At 73.8% G+C, this 25,837-nt stretch carries 23 protein-coding genes and 1 riboswitch; of the genes, 6 read left to right on the top strand and 17 right to left on the bottom strand.

The window, feature by feature from the left end; genetic code table 11:
* Nucleotides 1–79 precede the first annotated feature (79 nt).
* Complete coding sequence (locus LIV55_RS15545; RefSeq protein WP_229300848.1) at nucleotides 80–436, top strand: hypothetical protein; 357 nt, start codon at nucleotides 80–82, stop codon at nucleotides 434–436.
* Nucleotides 437–460: 24 nt separating this feature from the next.
* On the opposite strand, the gene LIV55_RS15540 is transcribed toward LIV55_RS15545, so the two are convergent.
* Nucleotides 461–772 carry a DUF3072 domain-containing protein gene (locus LIV55_RS15540; RefSeq protein WP_068273881.1) on the bottom strand — a complete coding sequence of 104 codons (312 nt, stop codon included), beginning with the start codon at nucleotides 770–772 and terminating at the stop codon, nucleotides 461–463.
* A gap of 143 nt (nucleotides 773–915) precedes the next feature.
* Between LIV55_RS15540 and LIV55_RS15535 the strand changes: the two genes are divergently transcribed.
* Nucleotides 916–1,614, top strand: a complete 699-nt coding sequence (locus LIV55_RS15535) for a B3/B4 domain-containing protein (RefSeq protein ID WP_229300847.1) — start codon at nucleotides 916–918, stop codon at nucleotides 1,612–1,614.
* Here the strand turns inward: LIV55_RS15535 and LIV55_RS15530 are convergent.
* Together LIV55_RS15530 and lpdA are read right to left on the bottom strand one after the other, a co-directional pair.
* Complete coding sequence (locus LIV55_RS15530; RefSeq protein WP_229300846.1) at nucleotides 1,611–2,498, bottom strand: hypothetical protein; 888 nt, start codon at nucleotides 2,496–2,498, stop codon at nucleotides 1,611–1,613. The genes LIV55_RS15535 and LIV55_RS15530 overlap by 4 nt on opposite strands.
* Nucleotides 2,499–2,523: 25 nt before the next feature.
* Nucleotides 2,524–3,921, bottom strand: coding sequence for a dihydrolipoyl dehydrogenase (lpdA, locus tag LIV55_RS15525; protein WP_068273875.1), 1,398 nt, complete (start codon nucleotides 3,919–3,921; stop codon nucleotides 2,524–2,526).
* 104 nt (nucleotides 3,922–4,025) lie between these two features.
* On the opposite strand from lpdA, the gene LIV55_RS15520 reads away from it, so the two are divergent.
* Together LIV55_RS15520 and LIV55_RS15515 are read left to right on the top strand one after the other, a co-directional pair.
* Nucleotides 4,026–6,299, top strand: a complete 2,274-nt coding sequence (locus LIV55_RS15520) for a carbon starvation CstA family protein (protein WP_123090922.1) — start codon at nucleotides 4,026–4,028, stop codon at nucleotides 6,297–6,299.
* The gene (locus tag LIV55_RS15515; protein ID WP_068273871.1) at nucleotides 6,299–6,511 is read left to right on the top strand and encodes a YbdD/YjiX family protein; all 213 of its coding nucleotides are present in this window, start codon (nucleotides 6,299–6,301) and stop codon (nucleotides 6,509–6,511) included. Before LIV55_RS15520 ends, LIV55_RS15515 begins: the two co-directional genes overlap by 1 nt.
* Before the next feature lie 42 nt (nucleotides 6,512–6,553).
* Here the strand turns inward: LIV55_RS15515 and LIV55_RS15510 are convergent, their stop codons facing one another.
* The 10 genes from LIV55_RS15510 to LIV55_RS15465 form a co-directional block, all read right to left on the bottom strand.
* Nucleotides 6,554–8,542, bottom strand: coding sequence for a peptidoglycan D,D-transpeptidase FtsI family protein (locus tag LIV55_RS15510; protein ID WP_229300845.1), 1,989 nt, complete (start codon nucleotides 8,540–8,542; stop codon nucleotides 6,554–6,556).
* Between the two features lie 65 nt (nucleotides 8,543–8,607).
* Nucleotides 8,608–9,096: a rod shape-determining protein MreD gene (locus tag LIV55_RS15505; RefSeq protein ID WP_123090924.1), complete on the bottom strand. Its 489-nt coding sequence runs from the start codon at nucleotides 9,094–9,096 to the stop codon at nucleotides 8,608–8,610.
* The gene (gene mreC, locus LIV55_RS15500; RefSeq protein ID WP_229300844.1) at nucleotides 9,093–9,857 is read right to left on the bottom strand and encodes a rod shape-determining protein MreC; all 765 of its coding nucleotides are present in this window, start codon (nucleotides 9,855–9,857) and stop codon (nucleotides 9,093–9,095) included. Before mreC ends, LIV55_RS15505 begins: the two co-directional genes overlap by 4 nt.
* Nucleotides 9,858–9,861: 4 nt before the next feature.
* Complete coding sequence (locus tag LIV55_RS15495; protein WP_123090926.1) at nucleotides 9,862–10,890, bottom strand: rod shape-determining protein; 1,029 nt, start codon at nucleotides 10,888–10,890, stop codon at nucleotides 9,862–9,864.
* 22 nt (nucleotides 10,891–10,912) lie between these two features.
* Nucleotides 10,913–11,341 (bottom strand): nucleoside-diphosphate kinase, encoded by a 429-nt coding sequence (ndk, locus tag LIV55_RS15490; RefSeq protein ID WP_123090927.1) that lies wholly within the window; start codon nucleotides 11,339–11,341, stop codon nucleotides 10,913–10,915.
* 36 nt (nucleotides 11,342–11,377) lie between these two features.
* A complete protein-coding gene (locus LIV55_RS15485; RefSeq protein ID WP_083968604.1) occupies nucleotides 11,378–11,776 on the bottom strand; it encodes a DUF4233 domain-containing protein in 399 nt (132 codons plus the stop codon).
* A gap of 25 nt (nucleotides 11,777–11,801) precedes the next feature.
* Complete coding sequence (locus tag LIV55_RS15480; RefSeq protein ID WP_191680713.1) at nucleotides 11,802–13,460, bottom strand: DHA2 family efflux MFS transporter permease subunit; 1,659 nt, start codon at nucleotides 13,458–13,460, stop codon at nucleotides 11,802–11,804.
* Nucleotides 13,461–13,656: 196 nt separating this feature from the next.
* Nucleotides 13,657–15,153: a bifunctional folylpolyglutamate synthase/dihydrofolate synthase gene (locus LIV55_RS15475; protein WP_191563269.1), complete on the bottom strand. Its 1,497-nt coding sequence runs from the start codon at nucleotides 15,151–15,153 to the stop codon at nucleotides 13,657–13,659.
* Between the two features lie 182 nt (nucleotides 15,154–15,335).
* Nucleotides 15,336–16,541, bottom strand: a complete 1,206-nt coding sequence (locus LIV55_RS15470; protein WP_229300843.1) for a hypothetical protein — start codon at nucleotides 16,539–16,541, stop codon at nucleotides 15,336–15,338.
* Between the two features lie 86 nt (nucleotides 16,542–16,627).
* Nucleotides 16,628–17,275, bottom strand: coding sequence for an ABC transporter ATP-binding protein (locus LIV55_RS15465; protein WP_229300842.1), 648 nt, complete (start codon nucleotides 17,273–17,275; stop codon nucleotides 16,628–16,630).
* Between the two features lie 79 nt (nucleotides 17,276–17,354).
* Between LIV55_RS15465 and LIV55_RS15460 the strand changes: the two genes are divergently transcribed.
* Nucleotides 17,355–17,687: an ArsR/SmtB family transcription factor gene (locus LIV55_RS15460; RefSeq protein ID WP_229300841.1), complete on the top strand. Its 333-nt coding sequence runs from the start codon at nucleotides 17,355–17,357 to the stop codon at nucleotides 17,685–17,687.
* Nucleotides 17,684–18,190, top strand: a complete 507-nt coding sequence (locus LIV55_RS15455; protein ID WP_229300840.1) for an SRPBCC domain-containing protein — start codon at nucleotides 17,684–17,686, stop codon at nucleotides 18,188–18,190. The genes LIV55_RS15460 and LIV55_RS15455 overlap by 4 nt, the downstream gene beginning before the upstream one ends.
* Before the next feature lie 128 nt (nucleotides 18,191–18,318).
* Here the strand turns inward: LIV55_RS15455 and LIV55_RS15450 are convergent, their stop codons facing one another.
* From LIV55_RS15450 to ileS, 4 genes are all read right to left on the bottom strand, one after another.
* Complete coding sequence (locus LIV55_RS15450; protein ID WP_229300839.1) at nucleotides 18,319–19,161, bottom strand: SMP-30/gluconolactonase/LRE family protein; 843 nt, start codon at nucleotides 19,159–19,161, stop codon at nucleotides 18,319–18,321.
* Between the two features lie 16 nt (nucleotides 19,162–19,177).
* Nucleotides 19,178–20,401, bottom strand: a complete 1,224-nt coding sequence (locus LIV55_RS15445; protein WP_229300838.1) for an SDR family NAD(P)-dependent oxidoreductase — start codon at nucleotides 20,399–20,401, stop codon at nucleotides 19,178–19,180.
* Nucleotides 20,398–22,002 carry a phytoene desaturase family protein gene (locus LIV55_RS15440; RefSeq protein WP_229300837.1) on the bottom strand — a complete coding sequence of 535 codons (1,605 nt, stop codon included), beginning with the start codon at nucleotides 22,000–22,002 and terminating at the stop codon, nucleotides 20,398–20,400. Before LIV55_RS15440 ends, LIV55_RS15445 begins: the two co-directional genes overlap by 4 nt.
* 101 nt (nucleotides 22,003–22,103) lie before the next feature.
* Nucleotides 22,104–25,397: an isoleucine--tRNA ligase gene (gene ileS, locus LIV55_RS15435; protein WP_229301010.1), complete on the bottom strand. Its 3,294-nt coding sequence runs from the start codon at nucleotides 25,395–25,397 to the stop codon at nucleotides 22,104–22,106.
* 338 nt (nucleotides 25,398–25,735) lie between these two features.
* A riboswitch (cobalamin riboswitch) is annotated at nucleotides 25,736–25,803 on the top strand.
* Nucleotides 25,804–25,837: the final 34 nt, after the last annotated feature.

Genomic DNA, 25,837 nt, shown 5'->3' with positions numbered 1-25,837 from the left:
CGGCGTGCACGGCGGCCCTAATCGCGGCCGGATACGGTGGCGCGATGAACGAGAGCGTCGTCGCGGTATCCACGCAGGCGTGCGCTTCATGTCGTTGCGCTGGTCGCAGCTCGAGTCGGGCCGGGGCGAGGGCGGCGGCGACTCCGAGACGTATAACGTCGTCGCCGTCGGGACCCGCCACCGCTACCCCCGGCTCAGCGTGGTGCGCGGCCGGCACTACCACGGCGTCCCCGAGGGCCGCTTCGAGACGGGTGACCCCCGCTTCGACACCTTCGGCGACGCGGCCTTCGGCGCCGACCTGCTCACCGAGCCCGTGCGCGCGGCCATCGACGAGCTCGAGGCGCTGCTCGCACCGCTACGGCTGGTGCCGCCGCAGGTCTGGTCGACCCACGGCGGCCCGCCGGACTTCCTCACGTCCTTCCGGCACTCCGGCTAGGCCGGGCGCCGTCCCGCGGCGGCGTCAGCCGACGCGCTTGCTGCCCTGCTGAAGGCGGTCGATGTGCTCTGAGGCCTGCGCCTTGGTCAGATCGGCCGGGAGCTCCTCGCCCGCCTCCTTCGCCAGGGTGTCGAGGTAGCTGCGCTGGGCGGCAGTCATCGGCTCGTCACCGGTGACCCACTGCTCGGGGTCGCGCTCGAGGGACCCGTCGCTGCCCGTCGTCGCGTCGGGGGTGGCGCCGATGGTCTCGCCGCCGGCCCCGGCGGTGGAGGTCGTGCTGTCGTCGGTGGGCACGGGGGCCCCGGTCTGCTGGTCGTGCTGGGTGGGCTCGCTCATGTGCCGACCGTAGACGCGGGCACCGACGACGACCGGTGGGACGACCCCCCTTCGTCCAGGGTCGGCGGCACCGCGCCCCGCGACCGTGGTGCACTACGAAGCACCCTCACCCGCACCCGCACCCGAGCGAGGAAGAAGAGAGCATGCTCCCCGAGGTCCTGCGCGACGCGGAGGTCGCCGACGACGTCCCCGCCCTGCGCCCCGACTACCGCGCCCTGCTCCTCGTCGTCGAGGGCATCTCCGCCGGCCCTGGTGACGACGCGAGCGAGGCCCTGCTGCTCCGGGCGAAGTCGACGGCGATCGCGCTCACGGCGGGCGCACCCGTCGAGGAGCTCCCCCACGTCGCCGCGTGGCGTGACGCCTACCGCGCCTTCGGCGCCAAGCCGCAGCGCACACGCAGCAGCCTCGAGGCGCTCACCCGGCGGGCCGCCGCGGGCCTGCCACGGGTCAACCGGGCCACGGACGTCTACAACGCGCTGAGCGTCATCCACCAGGTGCCGCTCGGCGGCGAGGACCTCGACCGGTACGCCGGCGCGCCCCGGCTCGTCCGGGCGAGCGGCGACGAGCTCTTCGACACGACCGCCGGTGGTGAGGAGGTCCTCGAGCACCCCTCCCCCGGCGAGGTCGTCTGGCGCGACGACGTCGGCGTCACCTGCCGACGCTGGAGCTGGCGCCAGGGCCGGCGCACCCGGCTGGGCGCCGGCACGACCCGGGCGCTCTTCGTCCTCGACGCCCTGGCCCCGATGAGCGACGACGCGCTCACCGCAGCCGCCGACGAGCTCGTCGCCCACCTCGGACCCCGGGCGCGGTCCCAGCGCCGGCTGCTCGGCGCGGCCGGCTAGGAGACCGAGCGGGCGGCCGAGGTCGCCCAGGTGCTCGCCCGGCCCGACCCGGACCCGGTGACCTTGACGCTCACCTGGCGACCGCGGTCGGCCGAGGTGAGGCGGTAGGTCGAGGCCGTCGCCCCGCTGATGGCGATGCCGTCGCGGTACCAGCGGATGGTGCGCGTCGACGGCGCCGGCGACCACGTGCCGACGGTGACCCGCAGGCTCGACCCCACGGCGGACGTGCCGGAGATGCGCGGCAGCGGCGCCGAGTACGGGCGCCACGCCGTCGTCGCCGCCGGGGCCGGCGCCAGGCGCGGTGCCGGGTCGCTCGTGCGCCCCAGCGAGAAGGACCAGCCCTCCCAGCCGCCGTTGACCACCTGCCGGCCCGCCGCGCCGTACCGGCTCAGCTGCCACGCCCCCTTCGCGCTCGAGGTGTGCCAGTAGCTCCAGTGCGCGCCGGTCGGCGGGGTCGTGCGGCAGGACTCGCGGTAGTCCCTCCCGGCCACGGTGAGGGTCGTGCTCGCCGACGGCTTGCCGGCGAGACGGCACACGACCGCCAGGCCGTAGGTGTCGACGCCGGTGACGTCGAGGCCGGCCGCGCGCAGCGCGTCCAGACCGGTCCCGCGGAAGGCCGTCTGCCCCGGGTCGGGCAGGGCGCACCGACGCAGGGTCGACCCGCCGAGCTCGCGGAAGTCGACGACGACGCTCACCCCCCGGCTCGTCGTGCACGTGCCGGAGTGGCCGCGCGACGACGCGAGCAGCGCCGTGCGCGGTGCCGCGGCCAGGGCCGCGGCACCGTCGGCGCGCGAGGTCGAGATCTCCCCCGCCCGGGCGGCCGGGGCGCCGAGGGCGCCCGCGAGGAGCGCCGCCGCGAGGGCGACGGGCAGGGCACGACGCACGGGGCTCCCCCTTCGCACGGTCAGGTCAGAGGTTGATCATGTGGCCGACGATGCCCTCGACGGACTCCTTGACCGCCTCGGACAGGGTCGGGTGGGCGAAGACGTTGCGGGCGACCTCGTCGGCACGCAGGTCCCACTTCTGGGCGAGCGTGAGCACCGGGAGCAGCTCGGTGACGTCCGGGCCGATCATGTGCGCGCCGAGGATCTCGTTGGTCTTCGCGTCGGCGACGACCTTGACGAAGCCGACCGCGTCGCCCAGGCCCATGGCCTTGCCATTGGCGCTGAAGGGGAACTTCGCCGACTTCGTCTCGAAGCCCTTCTCCTTGGCCTGCGCCTCGGAGTAGCCGAAGGAGCCGATCTGCGGGTGGCAGTACGTCGCGCGCGGGATGAAGTCGTACTCGACCGGCATCGTCTCGGCACCCGCGATGGTCTCGGCCGCGACGACGCCCTGGGCCTCGGCGACGTGGGCGAGCATGAGCTTGGCCGTGCAGTCGCCGATGGCGTAGACGCCGTCGACGTTGGTGCGCATGTAGTCGTCGATGGCGACGGCGCCGCGGTCGGTGAGCTCGACCCCGATCGCCTCGAGGCCGTAGCCCTCGGTGCGCGGGGCGAAGCCGATGGCCGACATGAGGCGGTCGGCCTCGAGGACCTGCTGGTCGCCTCCCTTCGCCGGGGTGACGGTGACCTTGACGCCGGAGCCGGTGTCCTCGACGGACTCGACCTTCGTGCCGAGCATGACCTTGACGCCGAGCTTCTTGTAGTGCTTGAAGAGCTCCTTGGAGACCTCCTCGTCCTCGGTCGGGACCATGCGGTCGAGGAACTCGACGATCGTCACGTCGACGCCGAAGTTCTTCATGACGTAGGCGAACTCGACGCCGATGGCGCCCGAGCCGGCGATGATGATCGAGCCGGGCAGCTCGGGGTCGAGGATCTGCTCCTCGTAGGTGACGACGTTCTCGCTCACCTCGACGCCGGGCAGCATGCGGGTGACGGCGCCGGCGGCGATGATGAGGTTGTCGAAGGTGATGCTGCGGGTGTCGCCGCCCTCGAGCGCGACGTCCATCGAGGTGGGCGAGGTCAGGGTGCCCCAGCCGTCGATCTCCTCGATCTTGTTCTTCTTCATGAGGAAGTGGACGCCCTTGACGATCCCGTCGCTCACCTGGCGCGAGCGCTTGTGGGTCGGGCCGAAGGACATCGTGGCGTCGCCCTCGATGCCGAACTTCGCCTTGTCGTGGGCGAGGGTGTGCGCCAGCTCGGCGTTCTTGATGAGCGCCTTCGAGGGGATGCACCCGACGTTGAGGCAGACACCGCCCCAGTACTTCTTCTCGACGACGGCGACCTTCTTCCCCAGCTGCGAGGCGCGGATCGCCGCGACGTAACCACCAGGACCAGCACCGAGCACGACCACATCGAAGTCAGACATGATCGAAGACTATCTGGCGCGCCGTGGTGCGGATCACGCCCTCCCGCACTAACGTGCGTGCGTCATCGGCGACGGGTCGGTGGCACGTCCGCCGGGAGGCACCCATGAGCACGTCGCTCGACCCCGAGGTCCGCGAGCTGCGGACCGACCCAGACCGGCCACCGGTCGCGGTGGAGCAGCGCCACCGCGTGACGACCCGCGAGAAGGCGGTCTTCGGCGTCATCGCCGTGCTCGGCGCGATCGGGTGGGTCATGCTCGCGATCGTGCGCGGCGAGCAGGTCAACACCGTGTGGTTCGTCGTCGCGGCCGTCGCGACCTACCTCATCGCCTTCCGCTTCTACGCCCGGCTCATCGAGTACAAGGTGCTCCAGCCGCGTGACACCCGCGCCACCCCGGCCGAGGAGCTCGAGAACGGCAAGGACTTCATGCCGACCGACCGGCGGGTGCTCTACGGGCACCACTTCGCCGCGGTCGCCGGCGCCGGTCCGCTCGTCGGCCCCGTCCTCGCCGCCCAGATGGGCTACCTGCCCGGCACGCTGTGGATCATCATCGGCGTCGTCTTCGCCGGCGCCGTCCAGGACTACATGGTCCTGCACCTGTCGATCCGCCGCCGTGGGCGCAGCCTGGGCCAGATGGCGCGCGACGAGCTCGGCGTCGTCGGCGGCGTCGCCGCGATCCTCGGCGTGCTGTCGATCATGCTCATCCTCATCGCGGTGCTCGGCATCGTCGTCATCGGCGCCCTCGCCGGCAGCCCGTGGGGCGTCTTCTCCATCGCGATGACGATCCCCATCGCCCTCTTCATGGGCGTCTACCTGCGCTACCTGCGCCCCGGCGCGGTCAACGAGGTCTCCGTCATCGGCGTCGTGCTCCTCGTCCTCGCCATCGTCGCCGGCGGCTGGGTCGCCGAGCACCCGACGCTGTCGGACACCTTCACCCTCGAGCCGATCACCCTCGCCTGGCTGCTCATCGCGTACGGCTTCGCCGCCTCGGTCCTCCCGGTCTGGCTGCTCCTCGCCCCGCGCGACTATCTGTCGACCTTCATGAAGATCGGGACGATCGTCCTGCTCGCCGTCGGCATCCTCATCGCCCGGCCGGTCGCGCAGATGCCGGCGGTCACCGAGTTCGCGAGCACGGGCACCGGTCCCGCCTTCGCCGGCTCGCTCTTCCCCTTCCTCTTCATCACCATCGCGTGCGGCGCCCTCTCGGGCTTCCACGCCCTCGTCTCCTCGGGCACGACGCCCAAGCTCATCGAGAAGGAGAGCCAGGCCCGTCTCATCGGCTACGGGGGCATGCTCACCGAGTCCTTCGTCGCGATCATGGCGCTCGTCGCCGCGGTGAGCATCGACCAGCACATCTACTTCGCGATGAACGCCCCGGTCGCCCTCACCGGCGGCGAGCCCGGCTCGGCCGCGGACTACGTCAACGGCCTCGGCCTGCTGAGCCCCGGCGGCACCCCCATCCCGCCGATCGACCCGAGCGTGCTGCAGAACGCGGCCGAAGGGGTGGGCGAGGAGACGATCATCTCGCGCACCGGCGGTGCGCCGACCCTCGCCTTCGGCATGTCCGAGGTGATGTCGGCCTTCGGCGGCGACTCGATGAAGTCCTTCTGGTACCACTTCGCGGTGATGTTCGAGGCGCTCTTCATCCTCACGACCGTCGACGCCGGCACCCGCGTCGCGCGCTTCATGTTCTCCGACTCCATCGGCAACGTCCCCGGCATGTCCCGCTTCAAGGACCCGAGCTGGCGCGTCGGGGCGTGGATCTGCTCCCTCATCGTCGTCGCGGGCTGGGGCTCGATCCTCGTCATGGGCATCCTCGACCCGCTCGGCGGGATCTACACGCTCTTCCCGCTCTTCGGCATCGCCAACCAGCTGCTCGCCGCCATCGCGCTCACCGTCGTCACGGCGGTGCTCGTCAAGCAGGGCAAGGTCCGCTGGGCCTGGGTGCCGGGCATCCCGCTCGTGTGGGACCTCGTCGTCACGATGTCGGCGTCGTACCAGAAGATCTTCAGCGACAACCCGAAGATCGGCTACTTCGCTCAGCGCGACGCCTTCGTCACCGCGCGTGACGCGGGCGAGGTCCTCGCCCCGGCCAAGAGCGCGGCCGACATGGACAAGATCATCTTCAACTCCCTCGTCCAGGGCACGCTCTCGATCGTCTTCGCCGTGCTCGTCATCATCGTCGTCGCCGCCGCGGCCGTCGTCGTCGTCAAGGCCCTGCGGGCCGGCGGGCTGCCGACGACCGAGGACGAGGACGTCCCGTCGCGGATCTTCGCCCCGGCCGGCTTCGTCCCGACGCCGGCGGAGAAGCGGGTCCTCGAGCAGTGGCAGGAGGCCGGGCTCGACCCGTCGCCCGCCGCCAGCCGGGGGCACCACTGATGGCCGCCGCCCCCGCGGAGCAGGGCCGGCTGCGCTCGGTCCTGTCCGGGGTGGGCTGGTTCGTCGGCGGCGTCACCGGCGGCAGCGCCTACGAGCGCTACGTCGAGCACCTGCGGCGCACGCACCCCGAGCGCCCCGTGCCGAGCAAGCGCGACTTCTGGCGTGAGAAGTACGACGAGCAGGAGCGCAACCCCTCCACCCGCTGCTGCTGAGCGGCACCGCTGATCCCCCTTCGTCCCCCGGGCGGAGGGGGATCAGCGCGTCGTGCGGGCGAGAGAGGCGTGGATCTCGCGGGCGATGCCCGCGGCCGTGCCGCCGCCGGTGCCGCCCTGGCCGACGACGACGGCGACGGCGTAGCGGGGACGGTCGGCCGGGGCGTAGCTGACGAACCACGCCGTGTCCTCCTCGCCGAAGACCTCCGCGGTGCCGGTCTTGCCCGCCACCGGCCAGGCGTCGAGGTCGAAGCCCCGGAAGGCGCCGGCGCCGGTGCCCTCGGTGACGACACCTTCGAGCGCGGAGCGCAGGTAGCGCCCCATCGCGGGGTCGAGGTCGACGGTGCGCGCCGGCGCGAGCGGGCGGTCCGTCCGCTCGCCCTGCGCGGTGCGCGTGGCCGAGACGAGCCGCGGGGTGCGCACGCTGCCGCCGGTCGCGATCGCGGCGTAGACCTGGGCCATCTGCAGGGGGGTGACGAGCGTGTCGCCCTGCCCGATGGACAGGTTGACCTCGTCGCCGGGGCGGAACTGGTAGCCGTTCGCGCAGCTCTCGCGGGCGAGCGCCCTGAGGTAGGCCGCGCGGGTGGCGTCGGCGACGTCGGGGTAGCCGTCACGGGCGCGGCGGCAGGACTCGTCCTTCGTCGCCTCCCAGTACTCCCGCTTCCAGGTCCGGCCCGGCAGGCGTCCGGCGCTCTCGACGGGCAGGTCGACCCCGGTGCGCGCGCCGAGCCCGAGGTCGCGGGCCGTCGCGAGGATCGCGTCGTCGGCGTCGCGGCCGGACAGCCCCCCGGCGCGCTCCCACACCCGCTCGGCGTTCGTGTAGAAGACGGTGTCGCACGAGACGACGAGCGCGCGGTGCCAGCTGATCCGGCCGTACGCCCGTGACTCGAAGTTGCGGAAGGTGCGGTCGCCGATGCGCACGCTCGACGCGCAGTCGACCTGCTCGTCGAGCTCGTCGGGGGCGACGACGGCGGGCATCGTCACGACCTTGAAGGTCGAGGCCGGCGGGTAGGCCCCGCCCGTCACCCGGTCGGTGAGCGGTGTCGATCCGGGCCGACCGGTGAGGCGCTCGTACTCGGCGCTGCTGATGCCCCCGGTCCACACGGACGGGTCGTACGTCGGCACGCTCGCCGAGGCCACCACTCCCCCGTCGCGCACGTCGACGACGACGGCGGCGGCCTCGTCGGCCGGCAGCCCGCGGGCCTGGGCGTCGCGCACGCCCTCGGCGAGAGCCTCCTGCGTCGCGCGCTGGACGCGGGCGTCGATCGTCGTGACGACGTCGTCACCCGGCACGGGGTCGCTGCCGGGCTCGGTGCCCGTGACGATGCCGCGTGCGTCGACGCGCACCTCTGCCGAGCCGGGCTCGCCGCGGAGCACGTCGTCGTACTGCTGCTCCAGACCGGCGCGCCCGACGAGGTCGCCGTCGTGGATGCGCCCCGCCGAGGCCTCGACCGTCGCGGCGTCGGCGGGCGTGAGATAGCCGAGGACCTGGGGGGCGAGCGGCACCTCCTGGTCGCGCCGCACCGCGGTCGTCACGACCTCGGCCGCGGGGTAGCGGTCGCCGCGCTCGCCCAGGCGCAGGGCGAGGCGGGAGGACACCCCTTCGGCCACCGTGACGGGCACGTAGGCAGACCCGGGCCAGCAGCGCGGGGCGGGCGCGGCGTCGGGGGCGCCGCACAGGGTGAGCCGGTCGCGCAGCGACTCCGGCGTCACCCCGAGGTCACGGGCGAGGGCGCGAAGGGAGGAGCGGCCCGCGTCGTCCTCGTCGGCGAGGACCGCGCGGTCGAGGGTGACGTCGAGACGGACCGCGTCGTCGGCCAGCGGCACGCCGCGGCGGTCGAGGATGCGCCCGCGGGGAGCCGGGGTGAGGACGACCTGGGTGCTCGTGCTCGGTCCGGCGTCGCCCGCGGCGACCGGGGCGGGGTCGAGCTGGAGCTGGCCGAGACGTCCGACGAGACCGGCGAGGAGCACCGCGATGACGGCTAGCACGGCGACGAGCCGGGCGTGGAGGTTCGGGCGTCGCGACCCCACCCGTCTCGGCCCTCGCCGGCGTGACGGCCGCCGGCTCACCGGCGGCCGCTTCACCGCGGGTCGCCTCACCGGGGGCGGCGGCCGGCGACCCGGCGGTCGAGGGCGAGCAGGACGGGCGTGAGGAGCACGGCGAGGACGACCGTGCCGACGAGCTGACCGAGCAGCGCGAGCCATGCGACGGGCGCCCCGGTCGTCAGGGCGCGCACGACCGGGACGGCCGTGACGACCACCCAGCAGGCGGCGGCCACCGCCCCGGGCCACCACAGCGGCCACCCCGACACCCGCCGGGCCGCGCCGGCGACGGCCCCGACGACGGCGTGGGTGGCCGCGGCCAGTCCGAGGATCTCGCCACCGGGCGGCACGAGGTCGCTCATCCAGCCGCCGACGAGACCGGCGAGGATCCCGTCGGCGGGCCCCGAGGCCATGCCGATCGCGACGACGACGAGCAGGACGAGGGTGGGGGGCACGGGCACGCCGCGCGCCGCGAGGACGGCCGAGCCGACGGCCGCGAGGGCGAGGGCGGGCACCCGCCACAGCCACACCGAGCGCGTCATCGCGTCGTCCCCGTGATGACGCCGACGACGTCGAGGGCGGGCAGGTCGGCGACGGGGCGGACCGTCGCGACGGCGGTGAGCCCGGTGGCGTCCTGAGGCGCCGTGACGACCTCGCCGACGGGCAGACCCGGCGGGTAGGGCCGGCCGTCCTGGCTGCCGAGGGTGCGGACCTGCTGACCGGGCTCGAGCCGGCCCTCCTGCACGGCGCGGACGGCGAGCTCGCCGGGCCGCTCGTCGAGGGTCGGCTCGCTCCCGGAGAGCTCGGCGAGCACGCCCGGCGCGGTGCCCACCCGGACGCCGACGCTCGTGCCCGAGGCACCGAGCAGCTCGACGTCGCTCGTCCACCGCGAGACGGAGACGACCCGCCCGACGAGCCCGTCGGGGCTGACGACCGCCCGGTCGGTGCTCACGCCGTCGCGCGAGCCGACGTCGAGGGTGACGCGCACGGCGCCCCGGGCGTCCCGGGCGCCGACGGCGACGATCCGCGCCGGCACGACGTCGACCCGGTGGTCCTCGGCGAGGTCGCGCAGCTCGCTCTCCTGAGCGCTCGCGGAGCGCTCGTCCTCGAGCTCGGCGACGCGCAGGCGCAGGCGGGTCAGCTCGGCGTCACGGGTGTCGCCCGCGTCGGTGCTCGTCGCCCGCAGCATCGGGCCGAAGACGCTCGCCCCGGCCGAGCGCACCGGACCGGTCGGCCCCCCGGCGACGTCGAGGAGCAGCAGGAGCACGGTGAGCGCGACGAGCACGGCCAGACCCCGGCGCACGACGTCAGAACCTCCGGCCGTCGACGAGGACCGGCTCGAGCGTGGCGAAGTCGTCGACGCACCGGCCCGCGCCGCGCACGACGGCGCGCAGCGGCTCGTCGGCGACGCGCGTGGGCACCCCGAGCTCGTGCTCGAGCCGGGCGTCGAGCCCGCGCAGGAGGGCGCCGCCGCCGGTGAGCACGACACCTCGTGAGAGCACGTCGCCGACGAGCTCGGGCGGGCTGGCGTCGAGGAGCGAGCGCACGAGGTCGACGACGGCCCGTACCGGGGCGTCGAGGGCGCGGCGGACCTCCGACGAGCCGATCTCGACCGTGCGGGGCAGCCCGGTGACGAGGTCACGGCCGCGGACCCGGGTGCGCCGCTCCTGGCCGAGGGGGAAGGCGGAGCCCGCCTCGATCTTGATGTGCTCGGCGGAGCGCTCGCCGAGCAGCAGCGAGTAGTGCTGCTCGACGTGCGCGGCGATCGCCTCGTCCATGCTCTCGCCGCCGACGCGCACGGAGCGCGAGGCGACGACGCCCCCGAGGGCGAGGATGGCCGCGTCGGTCGACCCGCCGCCGATGTCGACGACGGTCGAGGCGTCGCTGCCGGTGAGGGGCAGGCCCGCGCCGATGGCCGCGACGACGGGCTCCTCGACGACGTAGACGCGGCGGGCGCCGACCCGCAGCGCGACGTCCTCGACGGCCCGGCGCTCCAGCGGCGAGACGGTGCTCGGCACGCAGACGACGACCCGGGGTCGCAGCACCGAGGAGACGCCGACCGTGTCGGCGAAGACGCGCAGCATGCGCTCGGCGACGTCGGGGTCGTGGATGACCCCGCCGCGCAGCGGTCGCACCGAGCGCATCGAGCCCGGGGTGCGCCCGAGCATCTCCTTGGCCGCGCGGCCGGCCGCGAGGACCTCGTCGGAGTCGGCCGCGAGGGCGACGACGCTCGGCTCGTCGAGCACGACGCCGCGTCCCTGCTGGTGGATCAGGGTGCTGGCGGTGCCGAGGTCGAGGGCGAGGTCACGGCCGGGGAGCCACCGACGGGACGGCACGAGCGCTGCGGGCGAGGTCGCGTCAGGACGCGAGCTGGGGGAACCAGATCGCGATCTCGCGCGCCGCCGACTCCGGGGAGTCCGAGCCGTGGACGATGTTCTGCTGGACCTTCAGGCCCCAGTCGCGCCCGAGGTCGCCGCGGATGGTGCCGGGGGCGGCCTCGGTCGGGTTCGTCGCGCCGGCGAGCGAGCGGAAGCCGCGGATGCAGTCCTCGCCCTCGACGACGACCGCGGTGAGCGGGCCGGAGGACATGAAGTCGACGAGCGGCTGGTAGAAGGGCTTGCCCTCGTGCTCGGCGTAGTGCGCGGCCAGCTGCTCCTGGGTCGCGGAGGTGACGTCGAGGGCGACGAGGGTGTACCCCTTCGCCTCGATGCGGCGCAGGACCTCACCGGTGAGGCCGCGGCGGTAGCCGTCGGGCTTGACGAGGATCAGGGAGCGTTCGGTGGTCACGGGCGCCACCCTATCCGCGTGCGCCGTGGGCGGTGCTCAGGCCCCGCCGGCGGCGCGGGCGCGCTCGGCGTCCTCGGCGTCGACGCGGCGCCCCACCCGCAGGCACAGCAGCCACAGCGCGCCGAAGATCAGCCCGACGACGAACATCGAGGTCACGAGGAAGCCGCAGAGCACCGTGGCCAGCTGGACGGCCCAGCCGATGGCGACGCCGCCCGGCCGGCGCACGAGGCCGGCGGCGACGGCGCAGGCGACCGCGAGGACGCACATGACGACGAAGGGGGTGGCCGAGCTGTCGTTGCCGGCGAAGCCCCGCGCGACGAGGGCCCCGAGGAAGATGACCACCGACTGCCCGCCGAGCACGGTGGCGAGCATGCGCCACGTGAAGCGGCCCGACGCGATCGCGCCGGGCCGCCGGGGTCCGTCGATGGTGCTCATGACGGACCAGGGTATGCGAGGTGGGTCAGTGCATCGCCACGTGCACCGGCTCGGCGTCCTCGTCCCCGTCGAGCAGGTGGCTCTCCTCGCGCTTGCGCGGGAGGAAGAGCGCGACGACGAGGGTGAGCGCGCACAGCCCGCCCGAGACCCAGTACGTGCTGGCGAAGGCGCCGGCGAGGTCGGAGCGGACCGCCGCCATGAGGACCTCCTGGGCGCGCGCCGGGTCGGCGACCTGACCGATGACCCGCGCGACCTCGGGGAAGCGCTCGAGGAGCTGCTGCACCTGGTTCGGGTCGGTGGCCCCCTTCGCCGCGTCGCCGTACTTCTGCGCCTGGTCGACGAGCGGACGGGACTCGATGGAGTTCGTCAGCAGCACCGAGATGATCGCGACGCCGAAGGAGCTGGCGACCTGCTGGGTGATGTTGAGCAGCGTCGAGCCGCGCGCGACCTGGTGGGCGGTGAGCGTCTTCAGCGCCGAGGTCATGAGCGGCATCATCGTGCCGCCCATGCCCAGACCCATGACGAAGAGCACCGGGATGATGTAGCCCCAGTAGGAGGTCTCGGCGTCGATCTGGGTGAGCGCGAACATGCCGCCGGTGATGAGGGCGATGCCGAAGGGGACGATCCGCCCGACCGGCATCTTGTCCACGAGCGCGCCCGCGATCGGCATGGTGATGAGCGCGCCGATGCCCTGCGGGGCGAGGAGCAGGCCCGCGGTGAAGGTGTCCTCGCCGCGCACCTGCTGGAAGTACGTCGGCACGAGGAGCAGCCCGCCGAAGAAGGCCGCCGCGAAGAGGAACATCGTCAGCGCCGCGACCGTGAAGTTGCGGTTGGTGAAGAGGCTGAGGTCGAGCAGCGGGTGCTCGGGCTTGAAGGACCACCAGGCGAAGGCCGCCATGAGGACGATGCCGACGAGCGCCGGCGCGAGGACCTTCGTCGCGAGGATGGTGCCGGTGTCGGGGATCGAGCTCACGCCGTAGAGGAAGAGCGCGAGACCGGGCGACATGAGGAGCAGGCCGACGACGTCGAGCGACTCGCTCGGGACGGCGGAGTCCTTGGGCAGGACGACCCAGGCGTAGACGAGGGCCGCGGCACCGATGGGCAGGTTGATGAGGAAGATCCACGTCCAGCTCGGTCGGCCGAGCCAGTGGGCGTTGTCGATGAGCCAGCCGCCGAGGATCGGGCCGCCGATCGGGCCGAGGAGCATCGGGACGCCGAGGATGGCCATGAGCCGGCCCATCCGCTGCGGGCCCGCGGCGCGGGTCATGATCGTCATGCCGAGCGGCATGAGCATGCCGCCGCCGAGCCCCTGCAGGACCCGGAAGCCGATGAGCGCCTCGATGCTCGGGGCGAAGGCGCACAGCGTCGAGCCGAGGGCGAAGAGCGCGACCGCCGTGAGGTAGAGGCGCTTGGTGCCGAAGCGGTCGGCCGCCCAGCCGGTGAGCGGGATGACCGTCGCGAGGGCGAGGGTGTAGCCGGTGACGGTCCACGCGACGGTGGAGTACTGGAGCGGGTCCGGGCCGGTGGCCAGGTCGGTCTGGAAGTGCGGGAGGGCGACGTTGACGACCGTGATGTCGAGGATCGACATGATGGCGCCGAGCACGACGACGCCGGCGACCTTGAGGACGGCCGCGTCGATCTTCTCCGGGTACGCCTGCGTCCCGGCAGGAGCGGTTGAGGACATGCGGTGATGACTCTCTCGTGGCAGAGGGGCCGGTCCGAGGATGCCCGGACGGCGACGGGGGGCCGACCTCGCGGCTGTGCGGAGGTCAGGGCCGACGAAGGTGCACAGACTGCACCGATACGACCAGGCTACTGCGGGGTCTGGTCGGACGTCCAACCCCTTCGCGCCCCGTCGTATTCCCGCCGGGGCGGGGAGGTCAGTCCTCGTCGCCGTCGCCGAAGACGTCGTCGAGGATGTCTGCGGCGTCGCCGTCGTCCTGCACCGGGGCCGGGGCACCCCGGTCGAGGGTGCGGGCGGGCTCCCCTTCGCCGCCGTGGCCGAGGAGCAGGCGCACCTCGGCAGCGGTGATGACCGAGCCGGTGGCGAGGACGCCGCCGCCCACTCCCCCGTCGTCGGCGAGCTCCGCGGCGCGGTCGAGCGCGTCCGGCAGCTCGGGGACGACGGTCACGCGGTGCTCGCCGAAGACCTCCTCGGCCGCGGCTCCCAGCGCGCGCGGTGACATCGCCCGCGGCGAGGTCGTGCGGGTGACGACGACGTGGTCGAGGACCGGCTCGAGGATCTCGAGGATCTCGGTCGCCTCCTTGTCGGCGAGGATGCCGATGACGCCGACGAGACGGGTGAAGGTGAAGGAGTCGGCGAGCGCGGCCGCGAGCGCCCGGGCCCCGTGCGGGTTGTGCGCGGCGTCGACGATGACGGTGGGGCTGCGGCGCACGATCTCGAGACGACCGGGCGAGGTGACCTGCTCGAGCGCGGGGCGCAGGACGTCCTGCGACAGACGCTGCTCTCCCCCGCCGACGAAGGCCTCGACGGCGGAGACCGCGAGCACGGTGTTGTGGGCCTGGTGCTCGCCGTGCAGCCCGAGGAGCAGGTCCTCGTGCTCGCCGGCGAGCGAGGTGAAGGAGATCTGCTGGCCGCCGACGGCGACGTCGCGGGCGGTGATACCGAGCTCGCGGCCGGAGAAGACGATGCGCGCGCCGACCTCCTCGGCCCGCTCGCGCAGGATCTCGGCGACGTCCTCCTCCTGCTCGGCCGAGACGACGATGGCGTCGGCCTTGATGATCCCGGACTTCTCGCCGGCGATGTCGAGCACGGAGTCGCCGAGGAAGTGCTGGTGGTCGAGGTCGACGGGGGTGATGACGGCGACGGGGGCGTCGATGACGTTCGTCGCGTCCCACGCCCCGCCCATGCCGACCTCGACGACGGCGACGTCGACCGGGGCAGCGGCGAAGGCCGCGTACGCGACGGCGACGACGACCTCGAAGTAGGTCATCCGCGGGCCGCCCTCGGCGACCGACTTCGTGTCGACGGCCTCGACGAAGGGCAGCACGTCCGCGTACGCGTCGAGGAAGTCCTCTCGGCTGATCGGCTCGCCGCCGATGCTGATCCGCTCGCGGATGTCGTGCAGGTGGGGGCTGGTGAAGCGCCCGGTCTTCAGGCCCATCTCGCGCAGGACCGCCTCGATGATGCGCGCGGTGCTCGTCTTGCCGTTCGTGCCGGTGACGTGGATCGCGGGGAAGGTGCGCTGCGGCTCCCCGAGCAGGTCCATGACGGCCTGGATCCGGTCGAGGCTGGGCTGGAGGTCGTGCTCGGGCGTGCGGGCGAGGATCGCCTCCTCGACCAGACGCATCTGCTTGCGGATCTCGAGCTGCTGGGCGGCCGCCTTCTGCGCGGCCTGCGGGTCACCACTGGGCATGCCCGCCATCCTCCCACCGCCGCGACCTCCCTTCGCGCCACCTCCCCCTGTGCGCTGAGCACCGCTCGTGGTCCGCGAGACCCGCTCGTCGCGGCCCGGCGAGGAGCGGTGCTCACGGACGAGGAGCGGTGCTCGGCGAAGGGGTGGGCGTGGGCGAAGGGGGTGGGCGAGGGCGAAGGGGGTCAGACGGCGAGGTAGGCCGCGAGGGCCGGGACGCCGACGAGGACACCTGCGGGCAGGAGCCACCACGCGACGACGCGGGGGATCACCGACTGCGGCATCACGGTGACGAGCGGAGGGGCGGCGCGGTGGGTCGTCCACGTGACGACCCACAGGTGCAGCGGCACGAGGACGGCGACGAGGGCCGTCGTCACGCCGGGGTCGCCGAGCGCCGTCGCCGCGGCGACGGCGACCAGGCCCCCGACGAGCGCAGCCACCCCGGGCAGGACGAGATGGCCGAGCGTCTCGCGCCGTGGTCCCCACCCGAGCACGGGCACGAGAGGCGCGGACTGCCCGCGCAGGCCCGTCGCCCACGCGACGACGCCCTGGTAGAGCACGAGCGATGCGAGCACCCCGAGGACGGCCGAGCGGGGCGTGAGCAGACCGACCCCCAGCCCCCCGAGGGCGAGGAGCAGGGCCGCGCGGAGCAGCCCCGGGCCGCGCCGCACGGCGAGGAGGTCGCGGCGCAGCAGCATCGCGCGACCAGGGCGCAGCCGGCCGAGGTGGCGCGGCGGTCGCCCCCCGAGCTCGCGCACGAGCGCCGTGCGCTGCCCGGACAGGAAGGACCCGTACACGCCCTCGCCCCGGTCGCGCTGGCGACCCAGCCCCTGCTCCGTGAGCCCGCGCAGCGCGTCGGCGGGACGAAGGGGGTGCCCCCCGCCGTCGGCGGCGACCTGACCGGCCAGCCAGGCACGCGCGACGACGGCCCCGAGGAGCACCGAGGCGGCGGTGACGCCGAGCGCGCCGAGCGGCCCGACGACGGCGGCCGACCACAGCGCGAGGGCGAGCAGCAGCCCGAGCGCCGCCGCAGCGGCGAGCACCGCACCGCCGAGCAGCAGCCACCAGCGTCGCAGCGAGACCGCCCGGTCGGCCGGGCCGGCGACGACGTGGCGCACCCACAGCATCGGGGGCGCGACGGGACCGCGCACCCGGCCCACCCGGTGCGCGACGACGGGGGCGGCGACGACGGCGAGGACGAGAGCCCCCGCCCCTACCGGGTCGGTGAGCACGTCGACGAGCCCGGAGCGGCCGAGCGCGGCGAAGACGACGTGCCCGTAGGGGAAGAGGTAGACGGCGCCGAGGAGGACGACGACGTAGACGACGTAGGCGACCGAGCCGACGCTCGTCAGCTGCGCGCCGCGACGCACGACGGCGAGCGCGTCCGACACGAGACGTCGGGAGTCAACCGCCGGCTCTCGCCCGGGCCCTCGCCCGGGCCCGCCGTCGGGCGGCGCGGGGGACGCCACCGGCTCGCTCACGCCTCGGCCGGGCGCAGGACGAGCTCGTCGTCGGCGACGATCTCGGCGAGGAGCGGGTCGTGCGTCGCGAGGAGCATCGTCGTGCCGGACCGGACCCGCTCGCGGAGCAGCTCGGCGACGACGCGGCGCCGGTCCTCGTCGAGACGCTGCTCGGGCTCGTCGAGGACGAGCAGGTCGGCGGGGCGGAAGAGCACGAGCGCGATGTCGGCGAGCTGGCGCTGCCCCGAGGACAGCTCGGTGACGAAGCGGTCGGCGAGCCCACTGATCGTCAGCCCGTCGAGCACCTCGTCGACCCGCTGCTCGACGGTGGCCGGGTCCCCGCCCCACGACGCGTCGACGAGCAGCAGGTGCTCGTAGACGGTGAGATCCGGGTAGATCGCGCTGGGCCCGAGCAGCCCGCCGAGACGGCGGCGCAGCCTGGACGACCGGGCGTCGACCCTCCTGCCCGCGACGCGCACCTCGCCGGTGCTGGGGGCCTGCGCCCCGGCGACGACCCGCAGCAGGGTCGTCTTGCCGGTGCCGTTGTCGCCCCGCACGGCGAGGCAGCGACCGGGCTCGACCGTCGCGCTCACGGGGGCGAGCATCTCGCGCGGCCCGATGCTCACGCCGACGTCCTCGATCTCGACCCGTGCCGGAGCATCCATGGGCGGCAGGCTACCCAGGGGGGCGGCTCCCCCCTTCGCCCCGTTGACATGTGACCTTTTGGTCACCTAATCTCGACGCATGGCCGATGACGACCTCGTCTTCCGAGCACTGGCGGATCCCACCCGCCGGCTGCTCCTCGACGCGCTGCACGAGCGCGGCGGGCAGACGCAGTCCGAGCTGGAGCAGGTCGTGCAGGGCCAGGTGGAGATGACGAGGTTCGGGGTGGCCAAGCACCTGCGGCTGCTCGAGGAAGCGGGCCTCGTCGTCACGCGCAAGGAGGGACGGAGCAAGCACCACTTCCTCAACGCCGTCCCGATCCAGACGATCCACGAGCGCTGGATCGGCAAGTACACGGCGGCGCGGGCCTCCGCGCTGCTCGACCTCAAGAGAGCCCTGGAGGACCGACAATGAGCCAGACCCAGATGTACCGCATCTTCATCGACGCCACCCCGGAGCAGGTGTGGCAGGCGATCACCACCCCCGAGATGAGCCGCATGTACGGCTACACGGGAGACGTCTCCTACGACCTGCGGCCCGGCGGCGACTTCCGCCACCACGCGAGCGAGCAGATGCTCGAGATGGGCATGCCGGAGGTCGTCGTCACCGGCGAGGTCCTCCAGAGCGACCCGCCGCGCCGGCTCGTGCAGACCTGGGCACCGGTGTGGATCCCCGAGGAGCCCGCGGGCACGCTCACCTGGGACATCGAGGTCACCGCCGACGGCGCGACCCGCCTCACCCTCACCCACGACGTCACCGACCGGCCGCAGACCGCCGAGCAGGTGGCCGGCAACCCCGACCCGTCCGGTCTGGGCGGCGGCGGCTGGCCGTGGGTGCTCTCGGGCATCAAGACCGTCCTCGAGCGGGGCGAGCCGATGGAGCGCGGCGTCTGGGAGCGCCAGGCCTCCGCCTCCTGACCCTCCCCTCCCCCTTCGCCCCCCTCCCCCTTCGCCGAGGTATGGAGATCGGTCGCGACGTGGCCCACCACCCTGACCGATCGCCATACCTCGGCGAGGGACGAAGGGGGTCGGGGGGCGAGGGGGGGTCAGCCGGTGAACTCGCGGACCGGCAGACCTCGGACCCCGGGCGAGACCCGGAAGAGCGAGCCGGCGAGCGGGTCGTCGCCCTCCTCGAGCCCCTCGCGCGAGGTCGTGACGTACAACTCGTCGAGAGCGGGCCCGCCGAAGGTGCACGCCGTCACCTGCCGCGCGTCGACCTCGACGACCTCGTCGAGCCGGCCCGCCCGGTCGTAGCGGTGCACGACGCCCTGGTCGAAGATCGCGGTCCACACCCCGCCCTCGGCGTCGACGGTCAGGCCGTCGGGGTGCCCGCCGTCGCCGACCTGTACGAAGGGGCGCCGGCCGGTGAGCCCGCTCTCGCGGTCGTAGTCGAAGACGTCGACCCGCCCGGTCGCCGTGTCGTTGTAGTAGGCCAGCGCGCCGTCGGGGCTCCACTCGAGCCCGTTGGAGATCGTCACGCCCGTCAGCTGCACGCTCGTCGACCCGTCGGGGTCGAGGCGGTAGAGGCTCGCGGCCCCCTCGCGCTGGTCGTAGGCCATCGAGCCGCACCAGAAGCGGCCGTCGGGGTCGCAGCCCCCTTCGTTCATCCGCACCGGTCCGGACCACAGGTCGCGAAGGGGGGTCACCGTCCCGTCCGCGTCCTCGAGGGCGAAGCCGCGCTCGAGCGCTAGGACGGCGCCGCCGCGGGTGCGCGGGCGCAGGGCCGCGACGACGGTGCCGACGTGCCGCCGCGCGACCGAGCCGTCCGGCGCCAGGCTCAGGACGTCGCCGGCGACCATGTCGACCCAGCGCAGGCCGCCCCACCGGGGCGACCACACCGGGCCCTCTGCGTGATGGGCGACGGGGTCGGTGATCTGCTCGGCCTGCATGCCGGCCATCCTGCCGTCAGGCGGAGCCCAGGTCGCGCTGCGGGGCCTCGGCGAGATCGGCGAGCCGGCGCAGCGCCAGCGTGCTGCGCACGACGACGGCGCCCTGCCGGGCCAGGCGCGGTACGACCCGACCCGGCCCGTCGACGACGTCCTGGCGGATCGTCACCGTGCACGACGGCCCGTCGTCCGGCTCGACCTCGACCCGGACGCGGGTCGGCCCGGCGGCTCCCTGCGCGCCGAGGACGAGGTGGCGTCCGTCCTCGCTCTCGTGCACCCGGGCGCCGGGGAGCCACTGCTGGAGACGGGCGGGGTCGGCGAGGACCTCCCACACCCGGTCGGCCGGCGCGGCGACGGTGCGCCGGACCGGCAGGGAGCCGGGCGGGTCGTCCGCCTCGGGCGGGACGTCGCGCGGCTCGAGCACGTTGCCCGCCGTGGGCTCGACGCCGCTGCCGGGCTGCTGGGCCACGCGTGATGCCAGGGGTCCGACGGCCGCGTCGTAGAGCCACGGCAGGAGCCGTGAGCCCAGGACGATGACGTGGTTGGTCCAGGTGAGGTCGACCTCGCGCCTCGGTCGCTCGAGGCAGGCCATCACCGCGTCGGCGGCCTTGTCCGGACCGGCGACCGGCTCGGGCGGGCGGCCGTGGCGGCCCGAGAAGGTGCCCGAGCTGCGGTAGATCGGGGTGTCGACCCCGCCGGGCGAGACGAGCGAGATCTCGACGTCCGGGTCGCCCCGGTGCTCGACCTGCAAGGTGCGCACGAGGCCGTGCAGGCCCCACTTCGCGGTGACGTAGGACGACATCTCGGGCACGACGACCTTGCCGAGGACGGACCCGACGACGACGAAGCCTCCGCCGCCGCTGCTGCGGAAGATCCGCAGCGCCTCGCGGAAGACGCGCGACGTGCCGAGCAGCGTCGTGTCGATCGCGGCCTCGAAGACCTCCGCCGGCACGTCCTCGAAGCGCCCGTAGGTGAGCACCCCGGCGCTGTGCACGACGGCGTCGAGGCGGCCCAGGCTCGCCGCGGTCTCGAAGGCCGACCGCACCGCCTCGGCGTCGCGGACGTCGGCGGGCACGACCATGGCGGAGCCGCCGACCCGCTCGCACGCGGCCCGGGCCCGCTCGAGCGCGGGCACGCCGCGGCCGACGAGGACGACGACGTGGCCCTGGGCCGCGAGCCGCTCGGCGACGGACAGGCCGATGCCGCTGCCCGCTCCGGTGACGAGAGCCACCCGGGCGGTCATGACCGGTCCCCCGTCGTGAGCACGCGCGACCAGGCGGTGCGCACCACCGCCCGGTGCACGGCCCCGAGCCGCCCGTGGGCGGACAGCGCAGCACGAGCGGCGTTCGAGCCGCACGTCCCGTGCACCCCGCCGCCGGGGTGGGCCGACGCGCTCGCGAGGTAGAGACCGGGGACCGGGGTCTCCGAGCGACCCAGACCCGGGGTGGGGCGCATGAAGAGCTGCTGGTGCAGCGCCGAGGTGCCGCCGTTGACCGAGCCCCCGACGAGGTTGGGGTCCCAGTGCTCGAGGTCGCTCGGCGACTGGACGTGCTCGCCGACGACGTGACCGGCGAAGCCCGGGGCGACCTGCTCGACCGCCTGGCGCATGCGCTCGACGTGCTCGTCGACGACCGCCGGGTCGTGCGTGCCGACGGGCAGGTGGGTGTAGGCCCAGGCCGACTCGGTCCCCTCGGGCGACCGGGTGGGGTCGGCGGTCGTCATCTGCCCGAAGAGCAGGAAGGGGCGGCGCGGGACCCGGCGCAGGGCGAGGTCCTTCGAGACCTCGAGCAGGCCGTCGTCGTCGACGCCGAGGTGCACCGTGCCGGCGCCGGCGAGCCCCGGGGCGGCCCACGGCACCGGTGCGTCGAGCGCCCAGTTGACCTTGAGCGTGCCGGCGTCGAGCTCGAAGCGCTCGAGGTCGGCGAGCAGGCGGTCGGGCACGACGTCCGGGTCGAGCATCTCGCGGTAGAGGTGGGGCGCCCCGACGTCGGCGAGCACCGCGCGGCGCGCCCGCACCGTGCTGCCGTCGCGCAGCCGCACGCCGCTCGCCCGGCCGTGCTCGACGAGCACGGTCTCGACGGTGCTGCCGGTGCGGATCTCGACGCCGCGCGCCGTCGCGCGTCGGGCCATCGACAGCGCGAGCTCGCCCGCGCCTCCGCGGGGCACCGGGAAGCCGACGTCCTGGCCGAGCATCGCGAGCAGCCACCCGAAGAAGCCGCTGCCCGCACCATCCGGGGGCAGGTCGCTGTGCATCGCGTTGCCGGTGAGCAGCACGCGGCCGCCCTCGCCGGCGAAGGACTCCTCGCCGAGCCGGCGCACCGGCACGGTGGCCAGACGGGCCAGCTCGACCAGGCCGCCGGCCCGCTGCTGACGCGCGAGGCGCAGGCTCGCCCGCACGGGCGGGAAGGGGGTGAAGAGCGCGTCGAGCAGGGGGTCGCGCACGGAGCGCCAGTGCTCGACCATCCGCAACCACGAGGCGCCGTCGCCCGGCGCATCGGCCTCGAGACCGGCGGCGGTCGCCTCGGCGTCGCGCTCGATGACGGCGGCCCGGCCGTCGGGCAGGGCGTGGCCGACGACGGACGGCGCGTCCACCCACTCGAGGCCGTGCTCCTCGAGGTGCAGCCCGGAGATGACCGGGCTCGCTGCGGCGAGGGGGTAGAAGGCGCTGAAGAGGTCCGAGACGAAGCCCGGCGCGGCCACCTCGGCGCTGCGCACCGCTCCCCCGACCTCGTCGGCGCCCTCGAGGAGGACGACGTCCCAGCCGGCGTCGGCGAGGAGGTTGGCGGCGACGAGCCCGTTGGGCCCGCCGCCGATGACGACGGCGTCGGCCACGGCTGAGGTCATCGCTGCGCTTCTGTCATGCGGCGACGCTAACAACGCACCAGCTCCCCGGGGCCGTGAGCGCCTCCCCCCGAAGGGAGGCAGTCAGGCCCCGGGGCGGGCTGCTAGAGGCGGGTCACCTTGATGCGCACCGTCTCGCCCTCGGACAGGGTCGTCTCGACGACGCCCTCGCCGACGGGCAGCGCCTCGAGCTGGGGAGCGGCGCCGAACTGGCCGGCGAGCGTCTCCTCGACGACGAGGCCCTGGTGGGCGAGCGTCGCCTCCCACAGCCGCTGGCTGCCGGTGACGGTGAGGCTGATCCGGTCCGAGACCTCGAGCCCGGCGCGCTTGCGCGCGTCCTGCACGGCGCGCACGACGTCGCGGGCCAGGCCCTCGGCGGCGAGCTCCTCGGTGACCTCGGTGTCGAGGACGACGAAGCCGCCCCCGGGCAGCATCGCCGTCGCGCGGCTGCTCGAGCCGTCGTCGGCTACGACCGACTCGAGGGTGTACTCCCCCTCGACGAGCGCGAGCCCGCCGGAGGTGACGGTGCCGTCCTCGGCCACCGACCAGTCGCCCGTCTTGCTGCCCTTGATCGCGTGCTGCACCTCGCGGCCCAGGCGCGGCCCGGCGGCGCGCGCGTTGACCGTGAGGCGCTGGGTCACCCCGAATCCGTCGGCCGCGGGGTCGTCGAGGTCGAGCAGGCTGACCTGGCGCACGTTGACCTCGTCGGCGACGATCGCGCCGAAGGGGGCGAGCGCGGCCGCGCCCGGGACGACGACCGTGAGGTCGCGCAGGGGCAGACGGGTGCGCAGCTTGTTGGACTTGCGCAGCGAGGACGCGGTCGAGCAGACCTGACGGGCCGTGTCCATGGCGACGACGAGCGCGTGGTCCTCGGGCAGGTCCGCGGCGTCCGGGTAGTCGGCGAGGTGCACCGAGCGCCCGCCGGTCAGGCCCCGCCAGATCTCCTCGGTCGTCAGCGGCAGCAGCGGCGCCGCGACCCGGCACAGGACCTCGAGGGTCGTGTGCAGCGTGTCGAAGGCGGCCTGCGCGTCGCCCGTGTCCTCGCCCGTCGCCCAGAAGCGCTCGCGCGAGCGCCGGATGTACCAGTTGGTCAGCACGTCGGTGAAGCCGCGCACGGCGTCGCACGACCCGGCGATGTCGTAGGCGTCCATCCGCTCGCGGACGTCGACGACGAGCTCGCGCAGCTTCGCCAGCAGGTAGCGGTCGAGCGGGTCGGTCGACGCCGTGGACCAGCGCGCCTCGTACCCGCCGGGCATCGCGTTGGCGTAGAGGCTGAAGAAGTACCAGCTGCTCCACAGCGGCAGGAGGACCTGGCGGACCCCTTCGCGGATGCCCTCCTCGGTGACGACGAGGTTGCCGCCGCGCAGGATCGGGCTGCTCATGAGGAACCAGCGCATCGCGTCGGCGCCGTCGCGGTCGAAGACCTCGCGGACGTCGGGGTAGTTCCGGAGACTCTTGCTCATCTTCGCGCCGTCGTTGCCGAGGACGATGCCGTGGCTGATGCAGCTCGAGAAGGCCGGCCGGTCGAAGAGCGCGGTGGCGAGCACGTGCAGGGTGTAGAACCAGCCGCGCGTCTGCCCGATGTACTCGACGATGAAGTCGCCCGGGAAGTGCTCCTCGAACCACTCGCGCTGCTCGAAGGGGTAGTGCACCTGCGCGTAGCTCATCGACCCGGAGTCGAACCACACGTCGAGGACGTCCTCGACGCGGCGCATCGTCGAGCGGCCCGTCGGGTCGTCGGGGTTGGGCCGGGTGAGGTCGTCGACCCACGGGCGGTGCAGGTCGGGCTCACCGGCCTCGTTGCGCGGCAGCCGGCCGAAGTCGCGCTCGATCTCCTCGAAGGAGCCGTAGACGTCCAGGCGCGGGTAGGCCGGGTCGTCGGACTTCCACACCGGCACCGGGGAGCCCCAGAAGCGGTTGCGGGTGATCGACCAGTCGCGGGCGTTCTCGAGCCACTTGCCGAACTGCCCGTGCTTGACGTGCTCGGGCGTCCAGGTGATCTGCTCGTTGTTGGCGAGCATCCGCTCCTTGATCGCCGTGACCTCGACGAACCACGACTCGACGCCCTTGTAGATGAGCGGCTGACGGCAGCGCCAGCAGTGCGGGTAGGAGTGCTCGTAGGTCTCGCGGCGCAGCAGCACCGTGCCGGGGGTGACCCCGCCGCTCGCCTCGCCGCGCGTCGTCGCGCGCAGCGCGTCGATGATCGGGCCGTTGGCGTCGAAGACCTGCAGGCCCTCGTAGTCGGCGACCGGCGCGGTGAAGCGCCCGTCCTTGGCGACCGGCATGACGGCGGCGATGCCCTCGCGGTCGGTGACCTCCTTGTCGACCTCGCCGAAGGCGCCGGCGGTGTGCACCAGGCCCGAGCCGTCGGTCGTCGTCACGGCGTCGTCGGCGGCGACGACGCGGAAGGCCCGCTCGTGCCCCAGGTAGTAGGCGAAGGGGGGCGTGTACGTGCGCCCGAGCAGCTGGGCACCGGTGTACCGACCGAGGACCGTCGGCTCCTCGCCGAGCTCACGGGCGTAGTGGCCCAGGCGCGCCTCGGCGAGGACGAACCTGCCCGTCTCGTCGGTCCCGGGCACCGGGGCCTCGACGACCACGTAGTCGATGCTCGAGCCGACCATGACCGCGAGGTGGCTGGGCAGGGTCCACGGGGTCGTCGTCCACACGAGCAGCCGGGCGCCGTCGAGCACCGGGTCCTCGCCCGTGGAGTCCATCGTCAGGCCGACGGTGACGGCGGGGTCCTGACGCTGCTGGTAGACGTCGTCGTCCATCCGCAGCTCGTGGTTCGACAGCGGGGTCTCGTCCTGCCAGCAGTAGGGCAGCACGCGGAAGCCCTCGTAGACCAGGCCCTTGTCGTGCAGGCTCTTGAAGGCCCACATGACCGACTCCATGAAGTCGGGGTTCATCGTCTTGTAGTCGTCGTCGAAGTCGACCCAGCGGGCCTGGCGGGTGACGTAGTCGCGCCACTCCCCCGTGTAGCGCATGACCGACTCGCGGCACGCGTCGTTGAAGCGCTCGATGCCGAGCTCGCGGATCTCGTCGGTCGTCTTCAGGCCGAGCTGACGCATCGCCTCGAGCTCGGCGGGCAGCCCGTGGGTGTCCCAGCCGAAGCGCCGCTCGACCCGCTTGCCGAGCATCGTCTGGTAGCGCGGGACGACGTCCTTGACGTAGCCGGTGAGCAGGTGGCCGTAGTGCGGCAGGCCGTTGGCGAAGGGGGGCCCGTCGTAGAAGACGAACTCGTCGGCGCGCGTCGTGGAGGCGCGCTGCTCGACGGAGGCGCGGAAGGTGTCATCGCCCTCCCAGTAGGCGAGCACGCCCTCCTCGATCGCGGGGAAGGAGGGGCTCGCGGGCACGCCGAGGGCGGCGCCGGGGTGGGTGGAGGCCTTGGGGTAGGTCATCGGCTGTGGCTCCAGCGGGTCGTCGCGGTCGTCGTCGACGAGGACGACGTCGCCTCGACCTGTCGGTCTCGGCGGCACCGCGGTACCACCTCGCTTGCCGTCATCACCCCTTCGCGGGCGAAGGGGGTGCTGCCGACCGCTCATGAGGGCTGTGACGGGCCCACCCGTCCGGTTCTAGTGAGGAGCGACACCTCGGGCGAAGGGGTCGCGTCCCGTTCTTCCGGACAGCTCGCCGCTGATGACGGCTCAGACGCTACGAGCAGTGTAGTGGGCACCGCCGCGACCGGCGTACCCTGATGGTGCCCACCCCGTCGCCGGGGCGGGACGCGCAGCCCCAGGGGAAGCCGGTGAGATCCCGGCACTGTCCCGCAGCCGTGACGGCACGTCGTGCCGAAGTCGGAACGCCTGGCCTGCGCGGGCTCAGCACACCACCCGTCGCG

It is taken from the genome of Janibacter melonis (assembly GCF_020567375.1).
GTDB lineage: Bacteria > Actinomycetota > Actinomycetes > Actinomycetales > Dermatophilaceae > Marihabitans > Marihabitans melonis.
This window is presented reverse-complemented; position numbering and strand designations above follow the sequence as displayed.

Excerpts from the sequence above, each read along its gene's own strand:
- LIV55_RS15450 (WP_229300839.1), bottom strand. The coding sequence starts at position 19,161 with ATGCAGGCCGAGCAGATCACCGACCCCGTCGCCCATCACGCAGAGGGC.
- LIV55_RS15475 (WP_191563269.1), bottom strand. The coding sequence starts at position 15,153 with ATGCCCAGTGGTGACCCGCAGGCCGCGCAGAAGGCGGCCGCCCAGCAG.
- LIV55_RS15440 (WP_229300837.1), bottom strand. The coding sequence starts at position 22,002 with ATGACCTCAGCCGTGGCCGACGCCGTCGTCATCGGCGGCGGGCCCAAC.
- LIV55_RS15515 (WP_068273871.1), top strand. The coding sequence starts at position 6,299 with ATGGCCGCCGCCCCCGCGGAGCAGGGCCGGCTGCGCTCGGTCCTGTCC.
- LIV55_RS15520 (WP_123090922.1), top strand. The coding sequence starts at position 4,026 with ATGAGCACGTCGCTCGACCCCGAGGTCCGCGAGCTGCGGACCGACCCA.
- LIV55_RS15540 (WP_068273881.1), bottom strand. The coding sequence starts at position 772 with ATGAGCGAGCCCACCCAGCACGACCAGCAGACCGGGGCCCCCGTGCCC.
- ileS (WP_229301010.1), bottom strand. The coding sequence starts at position 25,397 with ATGACCTACCCCAAGGCCTCCACCCACCCCGGCGCCGCCCTCGGCGTG.
- LIV55_RS15445 (WP_229300838.1), bottom strand. The coding sequence starts at position 20,401 with ATGACCGCCCGGGTGGCTCTCGTCACCGGAGCGGGCAGCGGCATCGGC.
- LIV55_RS15535 (WP_229300847.1), top strand. The coding sequence starts at position 916 with ATGCTCCCCGAGGTCCTGCGCGACGCGGAGGTCGCCGACGACGTCCCC.
- LIV55_RS15460 (WP_229300841.1), top strand. The coding sequence starts at position 17,355 with ATGGCCGATGACGACCTCGTCTTCCGAGCACTGGCGGATCCCACCCGC.
- LIV55_RS15505 (WP_123090924.1), bottom strand. The coding sequence starts at position 9,096 with ATGACGCGCTCGGTGTGGCTGTGGCGGGTGCCCGCCCTCGCCCTCGCG.
- LIV55_RS15465 (WP_229300842.1), bottom strand. The coding sequence starts at position 17,275 with ATGGATGCTCCGGCACGGGTCGAGATCGAGGACGTCGGCGTGAGCATC.
- lpdA (WP_068273875.1), bottom strand. The coding sequence starts at position 3,921 with ATGTCTGACTTCGATGTGGTCGTGCTCGGTGCTGGTCCTGGTGGTTAC.
- LIV55_RS15485 (WP_083968604.1), bottom strand. The coding sequence starts at position 11,776 with ATGAGCACCATCGACGGACCCCGGCGGCCCGGCGCGATCGCGTCGGGC.
- LIV55_RS15455 (WP_229300840.1), top strand. The coding sequence starts at position 17,684 with ATGAGCCAGACCCAGATGTACCGCATCTTCATCGACGCCACCCCGGAG.
- LIV55_RS15480 (WP_191680713.1), bottom strand. The coding sequence starts at position 13,460 with ATGTCCTCAACCGCTCCTGCCGGGACGCAGGCGTACCCGGAGAAGATC.